This window comes from Streptomyces sp. NPDC046465, assembly GCF_040646035.1.
Taxonomy (GTDB): domain Bacteria; phylum Actinomycetota; class Actinomycetes; order Streptomycetales; family Streptomycetaceae; genus Streptomyces.
On sequence record NZ_JBEYZK010000017.1, the window covers coordinates 35,056 to 48,004 of the forward strand.

Annotated in this window: 14 protein-coding genes; 3 read left to right on the forward strand and 11 right to left on the reverse strand. The window is 70.8% G+C overall.

Going from position 1 to position 12,949, the window contains the following annotated elements; all coding sequences use genetic code 11:
- Positions 1–11 precede the first annotated feature (11 nt).
- From glgC to ABZ953_RS25765, 3 genes are read right to left on the reverse strand one after another with little or no spacing between them, the layout of a single operon-like run.
- Positions 12–1,232: a glucose-1-phosphate adenylyltransferase gene (glgC, locus tag ABZ953_RS25755; protein ID WP_361727808.1), complete on the reverse strand. Its 1,221-nt coding sequence runs from the start codon at positions 1,230–1,232 to the stop codon at positions 12–14.
- A 21-nt stretch (positions 1,233–1,253) separates the two neighbouring features.
- The gene (gene glgA / locus ABZ953_RS25760) at positions 1,254–2,420 is read right to left on the reverse strand and encodes a glycogen synthase (protein ID WP_361727810.1); all 1,167 of its coding nucleotides are present in this window, start codon (positions 2,418–2,420) and stop codon (positions 1,254–1,256) included.
- Positions 2,421–2,471: 51 nt separating this feature from the next.
- Complete coding sequence (locus tag ABZ953_RS25765; protein ID WP_361727812.1) at positions 2,472–3,224, reverse strand: (2Fe-2S)-binding protein; 753 nt, start codon at positions 3,222–3,224, stop codon at positions 2,472–2,474.
- 247 nt (positions 3,225–3,471) lie between these two features.
- On the opposite strand from ABZ953_RS25765, the gene ABZ953_RS25770 reads away from it, so the two are divergent.
- Positions 3,472–4,524, forward strand: coding sequence for a DMT family transporter (locus ABZ953_RS25770; protein ID WP_361727814.1), 1,053 nt, complete (start codon positions 3,472–3,474; stop codon positions 4,522–4,524).
- 64 nt (positions 4,525–4,588) lie between these two features.
- Here the strand turns inward: ABZ953_RS25770 and ABZ953_RS25775 are convergent, their stop codons facing one another.
- The 8 genes from ABZ953_RS25775 to ABZ953_RS25810 all read right to left on the reverse strand — a co-directional run bounded on the left by ABZ953_RS25775 (position 4,589) and on the right by ABZ953_RS25810 (position 11,828).
- On the reverse strand, positions 4,589–5,881 hold the full coding sequence (locus ABZ953_RS25775; protein WP_361727816.1) for a transglycosylase family protein: 1,293 nt from the start codon (positions 5,879–5,881) through the stop codon (positions 4,589–4,591).
- A 121-nt stretch (positions 5,882–6,002) separates the two neighbouring features.
- Positions 6,003–7,001, reverse strand: coding sequence for an acetylxylan esterase (locus ABZ953_RS25780; RefSeq protein WP_361727818.1), 999 nt, complete (start codon positions 6,999–7,001; stop codon positions 6,003–6,005).
- A gap of 517 nt (positions 7,002–7,518) precedes the next feature.
- Positions 7,519–8,193 carry an aspartate/glutamate racemase family protein gene (locus tag ABZ953_RS25785; protein ID WP_361727820.1) on the reverse strand — a complete coding sequence of 225 codons (675 nt, stop codon included), beginning with the start codon at positions 8,191–8,193 and terminating at the stop codon, positions 7,519–7,521.
- 28 nt (positions 8,194–8,221) lie between these two features.
- Complete coding sequence (gene panD, locus ABZ953_RS25790) at positions 8,222–8,653, reverse strand: aspartate 1-decarboxylase (RefSeq protein ID WP_361727822.1); 432 nt, start codon at positions 8,651–8,653, stop codon at positions 8,222–8,224.
- Between the two features lie 261 nt (positions 8,654–8,914).
- Positions 8,915–9,454 carry a hypothetical protein gene (locus tag ABZ953_RS25795; protein ID WP_361727824.1) on the reverse strand — a complete coding sequence of 180 codons (540 nt, stop codon included), beginning with the start codon at positions 9,452–9,454 and terminating at the stop codon, positions 8,915–8,917.
- A 553-nt stretch (positions 9,455–10,007) separates the two neighbouring features.
- Positions 10,008–10,124: a winged helix-turn-helix transcriptional regulator gene (locus tag ABZ953_RS25800; RefSeq protein WP_361727826.1), complete on the reverse strand. Its 117-nt coding sequence runs from the start codon at positions 10,122–10,124 to the stop codon at positions 10,008–10,010.
- 25 nt (positions 10,125–10,149) lie between these two features.
- Positions 10,150–10,926 (reverse strand): SDR family oxidoreductase, encoded by a 777-nt coding sequence (locus tag ABZ953_RS25805; protein WP_361727828.1) that lies wholly within the window; start codon positions 10,924–10,926, stop codon positions 10,150–10,152.
- A gap of 143 nt (positions 10,927–11,069) precedes the next feature.
- A complete protein-coding gene (locus ABZ953_RS25810; protein WP_361727830.1) occupies positions 11,070–11,828 on the reverse strand; it encodes a glucose 1-dehydrogenase in 759 nt (252 codons plus the stop codon).
- Between the two features lie 45 nt (positions 11,829–11,873).
- Between ABZ953_RS25810 and ABZ953_RS25815 the strand changes: the two genes are divergently transcribed.
- Both ABZ953_RS25815 and ABZ953_RS25820 read left to right on the forward strand, forming a co-directional pair.
- On the forward strand, positions 11,874–12,065 hold the full coding sequence (locus ABZ953_RS25815) for a hypothetical protein (protein WP_361727832.1): 192 nt from the start codon (positions 11,874–11,876) through the stop codon (positions 12,063–12,065).
- 4 nt (positions 12,066–12,069) lie between these two features.
- Positions 12,070–12,942 (forward strand): helix-turn-helix transcriptional regulator, encoded by an 873-nt coding sequence (locus tag ABZ953_RS25820; protein ID WP_361727834.1) that lies wholly within the window; start codon positions 12,070–12,072, stop codon positions 12,940–12,942.
- Positions 12,943–12,949 lie beyond the last annotated feature (7 nt).

Here is a 12,949-nt window from a genome sequence, read left to right on the forward strand (position 1 = left end):
TGGCGAGGCGCTCACAGCGGTACGGTCTGGCCCTTGCCCAGCGCGATCACGCCACCCCTCGACACCGTGTACAGCTCCTCGTCCCGCTCCGGGTTGACGCCGATCGTGGCGCCCGGCGGGACGTCGACGTTCTTGTCGAGGACGGCGCCGCGCACCACCGCGCCCCGCCCGATCCGTACGTTGTCGTGCAGCACGGAGCCCTGGACGACCGCCCCCTCTTCGATGGTCACGCCGGGTGAGAGGACGGACCGGGTGACCTGGCCGCGGATGACGCAGCCGGGGCTGACGATCGACTCGCCCGCGATGCCGCCCGCGCAGAACTTGGCGGGTGGCAGACCGTCGGAGTGGGTGTAGATGGGCCAGCGCCGGTTGTCCAGGTTGAAGACGGGGTGGTCGGAGATCAGGTCCATGTGGGCTTCGTAGTACGTGTCGAGGGTGCCGACGTCGCGCCAGTAGCCGTGGTCGCGCGGGGTCTCGCCGGGGACGTGGTTGCCGTCGAAGTCGTACACCTGGGCCAGCCCGCGCTCGGTGAGCAGGGGCAGGATGGAGCCGCCCATGTCGTGCGCCGAGGTCGCGTCCTCGGCGTCCTGCTGGAGGGCGTCGACGAGGGTCTTGGTGGTGAAGAGGTAGTTGCCCATCGAGGCGTAGACCTGGTTCGGGGCGCCGGGTAACCCGGGCGGATCGGTCGGCTTCTCCAGGAAGCGCTCGACCTTCGTGCCGTCGCGCGCGGGCGTGATGATGCCGAACGACGACGCCTCGGAGCGCGGCACCCGGATCCCCGCGACGGTCACCGCGGCGCCGTTCTCGATGTGCTGCTTGAGCATCTGCCGCGGGTCCATGCGGTATACGTGGTCGGCGCCGAACACCGCGATGTAGTCGGGCTGTTCGTCGTGGACGAGATTGAGGGACTGCAGGATGGCGTCGGCGCTGCCCAGGTACCAGCGCGGGCCCAGGCGCTGCTGGGCGGGGACCGGGGTGACGTAGTTGCCGAGGAGGCTCGACATGCGCCAGGTCGTCGACACGTGCCGGTCCAGGGAGTGGGACTTGTACTGCGTCAGGACACAGATGCGCAGGATGTCGGCGTTCACGAGGTTGGAGAGCACGAAGTCGACGAGGCGGTAGGTGCCGCCGAACGTGACCGCTGGTTTGGCCCGGTCGGCGGTGAGCGGCAGCAGCCGCTTCCCCTCCCCGCCGGCGAGCACGATTCCGAGCACCGAAGGTCCACCGCGCATCCCAGGCCCCCTACTTGTCGGCTATCTGTCGGCGTGCAGGATCTCCTCGTACACCTCGACCGTGCGCCGGGCGACCGCGTCCCAGCCGAACTCCCTGAGCACCCGGTGGCGCCCGGCCGTGCCCATCGCGGCGGCCCGCTGCGGGTCGGTGGCCAGTCTGTTCAGGAGCAGCCCGAGGTCGTGTTCAAAGCCTTCCGGGTCGCTCTCCTTGTACGGGACGAGGAGTCCCGTCGTCCCGTCGCTCACGACCTCCGGGATGCCCCCGACCCGTGAGGCGACGACGGCCGTGCCGCACGCCATCGCCTCCAGGTTGACGATGCCCAGCGGCTCGTACACGGAAGGGCAGACGAACACGGCGGCGTGGGAGAGGAGTTGGACGATTTCCGGGCGCGGCAGCATCTCGGGGATCCACCGGACGCCCGCGCGCGCCCGGCTCAATTCCTCGAAGAGGGTGCGGAACTCGACGTCGATGCCGGGGGTGTCCGGCGCCCCGGCGCACAGGACGATCTGCATTTCCCGGTCCAACTTGCGTGCGGCACGCAGCAGATGGGGCACGCCCTTCTGCCGGGTGATGCGTCCGACGAAGAGGACGTACGGGCGCTCCAGGTCGATGCCGAGCCGTTCCAGGACGTCGGTGCCGGGGTCGGGCCGGTACAGGGCGGTGTCGATGCCGTTGTGCACCACGTGGACCTTGGCCGGGTCGACGGCCGGATAGCAGGCGAGGATGTCCTCGCGCATCGCCTCTGACACCGCGATGACCGCGTCGGCGGACTCGGCCGCGGTGCGCTCGGCCCAGCTCGACAGGGCGTATCCACCGCCCAGTTGCTCGGCCTTCCAGGGGCGCAGCGGCTCCAGGGAGTGCGAGGTCATCACGTGCGGGATGCCGTGAAGGAGCTTGCCGACGTGGCCCGCGAGACTGGCGTACCAGGTGTGGGAGTGGATCAGGTCGCGCCCGGCGAGGGCCGCCGCCATGGAGAGGTCGACGGAGAAGGTGCGCAGCGCGTCGTTGGCGCCGTCGAGCGCGGGCCATGGCCCGTGGCGCACGAGACCGTCGGCCGTGCCGTCGCCCCAGCAGTGCACGTCGAGGTCGGTGAGTGCGCGTAACTCCCGTGCGAGGAACTCGACATGGACACCGGCTCCGCCGTAGACGTCCGGCGGATACTCCCGGGTGAGCAGTCCCACCTTCACGTAGAACCCTCCGTCGTCCGCCCGATACCGGCCGTGCGCGCCACCTCATGGTCACCCAGACGGGGCCTCGGGGGAAGACCGCTGCGGCGGGCGTTCGAAGCAGCAGTCGCCGCACAGCCCGCCGTCGGGGCACCGGTAGTAGAGGCAGCAGCTGCGCCGCCGGAAGGCGGTGCCCCGCAGCGTGCCGGTGTCGCGCAGTGTGCCGGTGTCGCGCAGGACGGGGTGGTCGAAGAGCTCTGCGGCCAGTTCCAGGGCCCGTTCCCCGACGTCCGCGCGCCCCGAACGCGCCGCCCAGCCGTGCAGTTCGCGCGCGGCGCCCACGAGCGCGGAGCCCGCGTTGCCCCACAGCAGCCCCGCGGAGATCCGGTACCGGTCGCGCAACGCGGCGGAGAGCGGCGCCAGATGGCCGTGCTGCACGACGCTCCGAAGGGTCTCGGCATCGCCGGGCAGCGGGCGTAGGTCGCTCAGCCACAGGTCGTCGGGCGAGGTGCCGTCGGCGTCCCAGCGCAGCACCGCGGGGTCGAGGTCGGGCACCCGCCCGTACAGCGCGGCGGAGCCGAGCGCCACGGACCAGAGCCGGGCCGCGAGCCCCAGCTGGGCCACGGACACCGCGATGCGGTCCTCGGGGGCGCCGAGCCGCCCCGCTACCTTGCGGACACGGAAGGTGAGCGGGTCGGTGCCGGTCGCGGGTGCCGCGTACGCCTCCGCGAGCGGCCGCGCGCCGCTGTCGTGCGCCGGTGTACGGCGCAGGGCGAAGAATCCGCCGACGGTACCGAGTTCTGCCAGGTCGATGAGGGTGGTCACGACAGCAGTACAGCAAGTCCCACGTCGCCGGGCGGCCCCGGGGTCGCCATGAGGGTCACTCTCCGCGCCCAGGAGGTAACCCCTCTGGGGGAGGACATGGGAAAGGTCGTACTCCATCGGCAGTAGGACCAATTGCCTGCTCAGGTACGACGACTTAAAGGGATTCCGGAGTCACAGTTGTCAGTATGGAAGCAGACCGATCGCCAGACCGGGATCACCGGACGCACCGCACCCCGCGGAGCACCTCATGAGTGCTTTGGCGCTGTCGGTGCTGCTCTCCCTCGTCTCAGCCGTGGCGTACGCCGGCGGGGCGATCCTGCAGGAGCGCGTGGCGGCGACGACGGCGGGGCAGGGGTACGCGCCGCTGCGCCGGGGTGCCTGGTGGACCGCGATCGCCCTGAACGGCCTGGGCGCCCTGCTGCACGTGGTGGCGCTCGCCTACGGCCCGCTCAGCCTGGTCCAGCCGCTCGGCGCGCTGACCATCGTGTTCGCCCTGCCGATGGCCGCTGTGTTCGTACGGCGCCGGGCCGGGGCCACCGCCTGGCGGGGCGCGCTCATGGCGACGGTGGGGCTCGCCGGGCTCCTCTCGCTCACCTCGTCGTCCGACTCGCAGACCCTGGCCGACGCCGAGCGCCTCATGCTCGCCCTGGCCACGGGCGGCGGTGTGCTGGCCCTGATGGTGGCGGCGCACGCGGTGCACCGGCACCCCGTGATGCGCAGTGTGCTCCTTGCCTGTGCGGCGGGCGGAGCTTTCGGCATCGCGTCGGTGTTCACGAAGACGGTGGCGGTCGACTGGGACCGGAACGTCGCGCTCCTTGAGCAGCTTCCGACCCTCGGGGCGATCGCGGTGCTCGCGGCGGCCGGCGTGCTGCTCTCGCAGGCCTCGTACCGGGGTGCGGGCCTTGCGGCGCCGCTGGCCACGGTCACCGTCGTGAACCCGGTGGTGGCGGCCGCGGTCGGCCTGACCCTCTTCGGAGAATCCTTCCGGCACGGTGCCGCAGGCGCCGTCCTGGCGCTGGGCTGCGGTGTCGTCGCCGCGACTGGCCTGGTCCTGCTGACGACCGAGCGGATCGCGCGCGAGACGTCGACGGTGACCGTGGCCGAGGGTCGTCCGGTGGCACAGGGCGGCCCGGCAACGCGGCAGTCGGCGGACCACGGCTCCGCTTCCGATACAGCGGACGACCCGGGGCCGCGTCCCACCGCGGACGTGCTCCCCGGGGTGCCGTCCCAGCAGTCCGCGTCGGCGCACCGCAGGAGCCGGCAGCGGCATCCGGGGCGGCGCGAGCGGATGGTGTCCTGATCCGGAGGGAAGACCGCAGCAGGACCGTGTAACGGCACTGTGTACGGCTCCTCAGCCGGACCTCTCAGATCCGCACGCCGCGCGCCCGCAGATAGGCGAGCGGATCGACATCGGAACCGAAACCGGACCCCGTCCGCACCTCGAAGTGCAGATGCGGGCCCGTACTGTTGCCGGTCGATCCGGACCTGGCGATGCGCTGCCCGGCGCCGACCTGCTGTCCGGCCTTCACGGAGAGCGCCGACAGGTGGCCGTACTGGCTGTACTTCCCGTCGGCGTGACGGATGACCACCTGATAGCCGTAGCTGCCGCCCCAGCCCGCGGAGACGACCCGCCCGGCGGCGACGGCCTTGACGGAGGTCCCGGTGGACACGGGGAAGTCGACGCCCGTGTGATAGCCCTTCGACCAGGAGCCGCCCGCCGCGCGGTACGGGGTGCTGGGCGAGGCGGCGACGGGTGCGACGGCGCCCGGCGCGGAAGCCTGCGAGGAGCGCGGCTTCTCGCGCTTCTTCTCGGCAGCGGCCTTTTCGGCGGCTCGCCGCTCGGCGGCCTTCTTCTCGGCGGCCCGCTTCTCGGCGGCCTGTTTCTCCGCCGCCCTTTTCTCCGCCGCCTGCTTCTCCGCCGCTCGCTTCTCCGCTGCCTGCTTCTCCGCCGTTTTCTGCCGGGGCCGCACCTCGGGACGGTCCCCCGTGCGCTGCTTGATGGCTCCCTGGCCGTGCACCGAGAGCCGCTGCCCCGGCGTGATCAGGTCGGGGTCCTCGCCGACTACGCGCCGGTTGGTGTCGTACAACTGCTGCCAGCCGCCCCGGACCCGGCGCTCGCCCGCGATGCCCGAGAGGGTGTCGCCACGGACCACCGTGTACATCTCGGCGGTGCCCGCGGTGGACTGCGGGGTCACCTCGGGCTTGACGTCCTTGACGTGGCGTCCAGGCCGTTCCGGCTTGGCGGGGGCGCGGGCCGGGGTGACGTCGGGTGTGCCGCCGCCCCGGGCGAGTCCGGCCTTCGAGGAGCACACCGGCCAGGCGCCGGGGCCCTGGGCGTCGAGGACCTTCTCCGCGACGGTGATCTGCTGGTCCTTGGTGGCGCGGTCGGCGCGCGGCGCGTGGGCCGTGCCGCCGTACGCCTCCCAGGTGGACTGCTTGAACTGGAGGCCGCCGTAGTAGCCGTTGCCGGTGTTGATGCTCCAGTTGTTGCCGGACTCGCAGGCCGCGACCTTGTTCCAGGTGTCGACGTCGGCCGCGCCCGCGGTGCCCGCGACGGTCAGCGGGAGCGCCATGCCGGCGCCGCCCGCCGTGACGGTCAGCGACGCGCGGTTGATGCGGTTCGGCTGATACCGGCGGTGCCGGCCCCGTACGGCCATTGGGAGCCCCCTCGGACACACGTCATCACGGATTGCACGCAGCGGACACACGACAAGCCCGCAAGCTAGTCGCTCCCACCGATCCGGGCAAGAGCCGGACGCATAGGCCGCGTTGATCGACTCAGCGTCTCAAGTACCCCTTCAGCCACCGCAGTTGGACGCCTTGCTGGTAGGGTCCGCCACCCTCGTGATCGTTGAATTCGTATACCTCCATCGAACGCTCGCTGCCCGCATAGGCGTTGAACGCGGCGAACACCGTCGACGGCGGGCAGGTCTGATCCCGCAGGGCCGCGGAGAAGAGCGCGGGCGCCCGCCCCCGGGCGGCGAAGTGCACGCCGTCGACGTACGAGAGGGTCGCGAAGACACGCTCCTGGCCGTCTCTGCGCGCCTTCAGATAGAGCGCGACCTCGCTGTACGGCGGCCGGTCCGTGAGCGTCGTCGCCCGCGGGAAGTCACAGAGGAACGGCACGTCGACCGCGACGGCGGCCAGGTCCGGCACGAGTCCGCCGACCGCGAGGGCGACGCCGCCGCCCTGGCTGATCCCGAGCGCGGCCACCCGTGTGGCGTCCACGAGCGGATGGGCGCGGACGGCCTCGACGGCCCGTACCGCGTCGACGTACAGGCGCCGGTAGTAGTAGTCGTGCGGGTCCTCGATACCGCGGGTCATGAACCCCGGGTACGCGGGGCCGCTCCCCACGGGGTCCGGGGTGTCGCCCTGGGCCCATCCGCCACTGCCCTGCCCCCGGGTGTCCATCACGAAGTGCGCGTATCCGGCCGCGGCCCACAGCAGATGCATGTGGGGCAGCCCGCGTCCGCCGCCGTAGCCGATGAATTCGACGACGGCGGGCAGCGGCTCCTCGGTCCCGGCCGCGGTCCCGGACCCGGACCCGGCGGGCAGAATCAGCCACCCCTTGACGGGATGCCCGCCGAATCCGGCGTACGTGACGTCGAAGACCCGTACGCCCGTCAGGGGCAGCTCCACCGCATCGAACCGTGCGTCCAGACCGTACTGCCGCGCCTCCCGCAGCGTCTTTTCCCAGAACGCGTCGAAGTCCTTCGGCTCCGGCAGGTCGGGACGGTAGCGGCGCAGGTCATCGAGGGGCAGGTCGAACTGGGGCACAGGCGGCTCCTCCTTGGCAAAGGCGTGGGGAGGTCACGCTATGCCAGCGGATGGACGCCCGACAGGAAGTCTTACCGGCCTGGAGGGAACCCGGACAGCCGACGGCGGGCGTGGACCCGCAGGTCCACGCCCGCCACCAGCACGTAGGCCATCTCAGATCACCGGCCGCGTCACCGCACCGACCGACTCACCACACAGCCGACTTACCGGCCTGCCGACCTACCGACCTATCGCATCGGGTCCGGCTGGGGCTCGGGGGTCGGGTCCGGCGGCTGAGGGATCGGGGAGGGCGGCGGGTCCGGGCTCGGCCGGGGCTCCGGGTTCGGCACGGGGTCGGGGCCGGGGAACGGCCTCCCCGGCCCCGGCGGCGCGGGCTCGGGGTCCGGGAACGGCCTGACCGGCCCCGGGGCCGGTGCGGGATCAGGGTACGGGTGGGTCATTGCACTCCTCCAGCAAGTGGTACGCCAGCGGCTCCTCCCCGCGTACCCGACAGCCCCGCGCCCAAGCCTTCCACGGTTCAGCAGTCCTCGCCCGGCCTCGCGACCAGTGCGACCGTCGCCGCGAGGCCCGCCCGAGGACTGGAAAGGACCGGCACCCGAACCTCCGGAACGAGCGCTTCCGCACCCGCCATGGAGGCCTGCGCGAGCACGATGGCGTCGGCGTCCCGCACCGCACGCACCGCCCGGGCCACCCCTTCGACGTACCCCGCGGAGTCCCCCGCCTCGAACCTCTCCCACACCCCGTCGACGAGCTCGGCCCGCACCGACACCGCCCGCCCGGCCCGCCGGGCCTCCTCCTCGACCAGCGCCGAGGTGGGCCCCAACGTGGACGCGACCGCCGCGAGCACGACGATGCGCGGCCCGGAGGCCACGGCCGCGGCCGCCATCGGCCGGTCGACCCGGACCACGGGAACGCCGAGGTCCACCCCGACCGCCTCGGCGACACCACCGATGGTGGAACAGGTACACAGCACGGCCCCGACCCCGTCGCCCACGACTCCCACCAGGGCGTCCCGGACCTCCGGGGCGACCGCGTCCGGCCCCTCCCGACGGGCTCGCGCCAGCAGCTCCTCCGCCACGTGGTGCCGGAGTTCGACCCCTGGGTGTGCCGCGTCCCGCAAGCCGTCGAAGACGGGCGCGTGGACGGGGGACGTATGCAGAAGCCCGAGCGTCACCGTGCCGCTACCGCTCATCGCTCTTCTCACTCTCCTCGGATACGGATCAGGCGGTGACCCGGCGACGGCTCGACGGGTTGCGCACCATGTCCGGGTCGCCCGGCACGGCCTCCGCGGGATCGTCCCCGAGGGCCACGACGCGATTGCCCTCGTCGACATGGACGACCCGCGGCCGCAGCGCCCGCGCCTCGGCGTCCTCGACCTGGGCGTAGCTGATGATGATCACCTTGTCGCCGGGGTGGACGAGGTGTGCGGCAGCGCCATTGATCCCGATGACCCCGCTGCCCCGCTCCCCCTCGATGGTGTACGTCTCCAGGCGGGCGCCATTGGTGACGTCGACGATGTGGACGAGCTCGCCGGGCAACAGATCGGCGGCGTCGAGAAGGTCCGCGTCGATGGTGACGGACCCCACGTAGTGCAGGTCGGCCTGGGTCACCGTGGCGCGATGAATCTTGGACTTGAACATGGTTCGCAGCATGAAGCTACTCCTGGTCCTAGGCTCCCTGCCTGCGTTATTGCAGGTCAAGGGCTGTTTCGACACCCTACATCGAGTGGCGTGTCCAGGCGGCTTTCCTCAGGTTTTTCAGGGCTCATGCTGACCACTTGCTGACTTTTCTGATGCCTTGCCAGGTGTGGGGGAAGGTGTCGCCCGGATCGCCGCCAAAGATCCATGAGAGCGATCAACAGCCCGCGGGCCCGGCGCATATGGCGCCGGGCCCGCCGATCTCACCGCATCGCGCTAGGGCGCGGTGACGGTCACCGTGTGGTTCCCGGTCTCCACGACCTCGCTGTCGGAGTCCGTGACCGTGTAGTAGCCACCGGTCTTGTACACGTCGGTGAAGGTGACCGTGTACGTCTCGCCGTGCTTCACCGTGACCGGGTGCCCCGCGATGGAGGGATGCCCGCTGCTGCTGGAACCGGTCTTGCGGCCCTGGTCCGAGACCACGGTGCCCGAGGAGTCGCTCACCGAGACGTTCTTGGCGTTCAAGTGGGGGCTGTAGTCCGGGTAGCCGAAGCGCACACCGGTGTCGGTGAACCAGGTGGCGGCGGGCCAGGCTCCCCACCAGTAGAAGGCGTCAGCGTTGGCGTAGGGCTGGATGGTGACGGACGACCCGTCCGTGACGACCTTCGCGCAGAACGCGGCGTTGATCTTGGAGTAGCCGTTCTTCGACAGGTACTGGGTGGTGCTGTTGTCGGCCTTGTCGCAGACGTTGTACGACGAGGGCGCGGCGGCCGGGGCGGCGTGCGCGGCGGGGGCGAGGAAAGCGGTAGCGGTCACGGCCGCGAGCACCGACGCTAAGCGCATACGAGACATCAAGCATCCGATCATGTGGAACGGGCAGGTCTATTTCATGATTGGCAACCTCGTGTCGATCTAGTCGGATACACCTGTAATCCGCCACAATCCGGCTCATTCTGCGTGTCCGGCCCCGGCCTGCGCCCATCTCGGAGTCCAGTCCGCACTGCTGTGGTGGGTGAGGAGTTCGGCTGTCCGCACTGCCCGTACGGGCCCACCTCATCGGCCCCCACCCCGGCCTCCTCCAACAGGGCTGCTGCCTCGGCCAGCCCCGGTCCAGGCTGCCGGGTGCGCTGTCCACGGACTCCACTGCCCGCCACAGCGGACGGCCCAGGGTGATGGGCGCTGCGTCATACAACGACGCGCCGGGATCGCGTGTACACCCGGTGTCCTCGGCATGCGCGAACCAAGCCGGGCGGGAACGACAATCGCCCGGCAACGCGCGCGCCGCGCAAACCCCCTGTACGCGGTGGGAGCTGCCGCAGCTGCAAGGCACCGCACGCCGCAGGCTGTTCCCAGCTGGGGGCGGCCGAGGTCAGGTGAGTTCGGTGAAACGGCGCGGGCCCTGGTCGAGGCGGCACACGACCAGGAGCGACCACTTGTCCCCGACCGGCGGAAGTGCCGACGACCAGGGCCCGCGGGCCGTGGTCACCAGATACGTGCTGTCTGATGCGTCGCTAGATCGCGGTGAAACCGCCGTCAGCGGCGACCACGGCTCCCGTGACGAAACTGGAGCGGGGCGAGACGAGGAAGCACAGAACCTCGGCGATCTCCTCGGGCTGCGCCACACGTCCCAGTGGCTGCGCGGTGGCGAAGGACGCCAGATAGGCGCGGCTGTCGGGGCGGATCGTGTCGAGGAAGTCCGTCTCGATGACGCCCGCGGCCACGAGGTTGGCGCGGATGCCCAGCGGGCCGCCCTCGACGGCGAGCACCTTGGTCAGCTGGGCCAGAGCGCCCTTCGACGCGCTGTAGGCGGCGCCTTCGGGCAGGGCGACGGTGGAGGCGTACGAGCCGGTGCTGACGATGGCGCCGCCGCCGCGGCTCTTCATGGCCCGGAATGCCTCGCGGGCCATGAAGAAGGAGCCGCGGGCGTTGACCGTCATCACGGTGTCCCAGTCCTCGGCCGTGGTTTCGGTGACGGGTTTGTTCTGGGTGCGCCCGGCGTGGTTCACGAGGATGTCCAGTCCGCCGAAGACGTCCAGGGCCGTTGCCACCGCGCGGTGGGCGGTCTCCTCCTGGGTGATGTCACCGTTTGTCGCGACGACGCCGGGAAACTCCTCCGCCAGGTTCGTGACGTCGGGGCGGAGGTCGAGGGCGACGATCCGGGCGCCGCGGGCGTGGAGGAGGGCCACGGCCTCACGGCCCACCCCTCGTGCGGCTCCAGTGACGAGGGCGGTCCTCCCGGCGAACTCCGTGGATTCGGATGGTGCGGCGGATGTGGTTGCAGGTGTCATGGGGCGGTCCCTGGAGGAGGTGGGTGCGGGCGCCGGTGCGGGGCACCTGCAGTGCTGTGCGGTGGTGCGGTGCGCGGACCGGGTGGGCCGCGCCATCGACGCATTTACGTCAGGCCCACGTGGACGTCGTCCGGCTGGGTTGTTCAGTGCGCGGTGAGCCCGCCGTCGACCACCAGCTCCGTGCCGGTGACGAACGAGGAGTCGTCGCAGGCCAGGAAGAGGATCGCTGGTGCGATCTCGTCGGCGCGGCCGGCTCGGCGCATGGGGGTGCGTCGGATGTCCGGCTGCTGGTCGCCCTGGTCGTCCAGGAGTTCCTGGATCATCGGCGTGGCGATCACCCCGGGATGCACCGAGTTGATCCGTACTCCCTGCCGGGCGTACTCGACCGCGGCGGTCTTGCTCAACAAGCGCACGGCCCCCTTGGACGCCTGGTAGGCCGCCGCCGCACCGCTTCCCACCAAGCCGAGTACTGACGACGTATTGATCACCGACGCGTTGCCGCTCGCACGCAGGAGCGGCATCGCCGCCTTCATGCCGAGCCATGTGCCTTTCTGGTTCACGTCGATGACGCGGTCCCACGCCTCTTCCCGCGTGTCCTCGATACCTGGCCAGTCCACGATGCCGGCGAGGTTCACGAGCACGTCCAGCGTTCCGAACCGGTCGCGTACGACGGAGATCACTTCGTCCCACTCCCGCGCGGAGGAGACATCGAGGCGAGCAGTGACGACCTCCGCGCCGCGTGCCCCGATCCGGTGGGACAGGTCCCGCAGGGGGCCTTCGGCGATATCGGTGATCACTAGCCTGGCGCCTTCACGGGCGAAGAGTTCGGCGGTCGCTGTGCCGAGGCCGCCGGTCGCGCCTGTGATCAGCGCGATCTTGCCGTCAAGTCGTTGTCCTGTCATGGATATGGTCCTTGATTCTCGTTGCTGGTGAGATTCTCGTTGCTGGTGACTGACTGGCATCCCGACCACCTCGACGTGGTCGCCCTCAACGGTCCCGGCCATGGCGGACTCCTCTCCTCGAATGGTGTGGTCCTTCCCGCACCACCGAGTCTGGGCAGGTCAGCGGCCATCAACCAGGACGCGTACTGCCTGGGTGTGGCACACCCAGGCAGCGCACCGGGCCGCCGCCTAGCCTGAACACATGGACGACAACCACCTGGGAGACTTCCTGCGCACACGCCGCGACGGACTGCGGCCGCAGGACGTCGGCATGGCGAGCCATGGGGCCCGCCGAGTCGCCGGACTGCGCCGCGAGGAGGTCGCCGTCCTGGCCGGAGTGAACGCCGACTACTACACCCGCCTGGAACAAGGCCGCGAGCGCAACCCCTCACCCCAGGTGGTCGACGCGCTCAGCCGCGCACTGCGCCTCGACGCGGACGCACGCGCGCACCTGTACCGCCTGGCCGGAGCCAGGCCGAACGACCAGCCCTGCGTACGTGCCGCCGAGCAGGTCAGCCCTTCGCTGCGACAGCTCATGGACGGCTACCCGAACACTCCAGCGTTCGTCATGAGCCGGACCCTGGACTTCCTCGCCCGAAACGCCCTGGCCGATGCCCTCTACGCCCCGTTCGAGCCGGCGGACAACTTGGCCCGCATGACCTTCCTCGACCCCGCGGGCCGGAACTTCTACACGGACTGGGACCGGGCAGCACAGGCCACCGTCGCCAACCTTCGCGAGGCAACCGGATTCGACCCGGACAACCCACGGCTACGCGAACTCGTCCGCACCCTCACCGAGCACAGCGCGGACTTCACCCGCCTCTGGAACACCCACACCGTGCGCGGCAAGACCCAGGACGCCAAACACTTCCTCCATCCGGACGTCGGCCCCCTCACCCTCACCTACCAGGCTTTCGACGTACGCGACGCCCCCGGCCAGCAGCTCGTCATCTACCACGCCGAACCAGGCAGTCCCAGCGCCCAGTCCCTCAACCTGCTCGGTTCCATCAACGCCACCCGGCGCCGCCCCGACCTCCGGCCCCACCTCCGATCAGCCGACGGAACATGGGGATAGGTCGGAC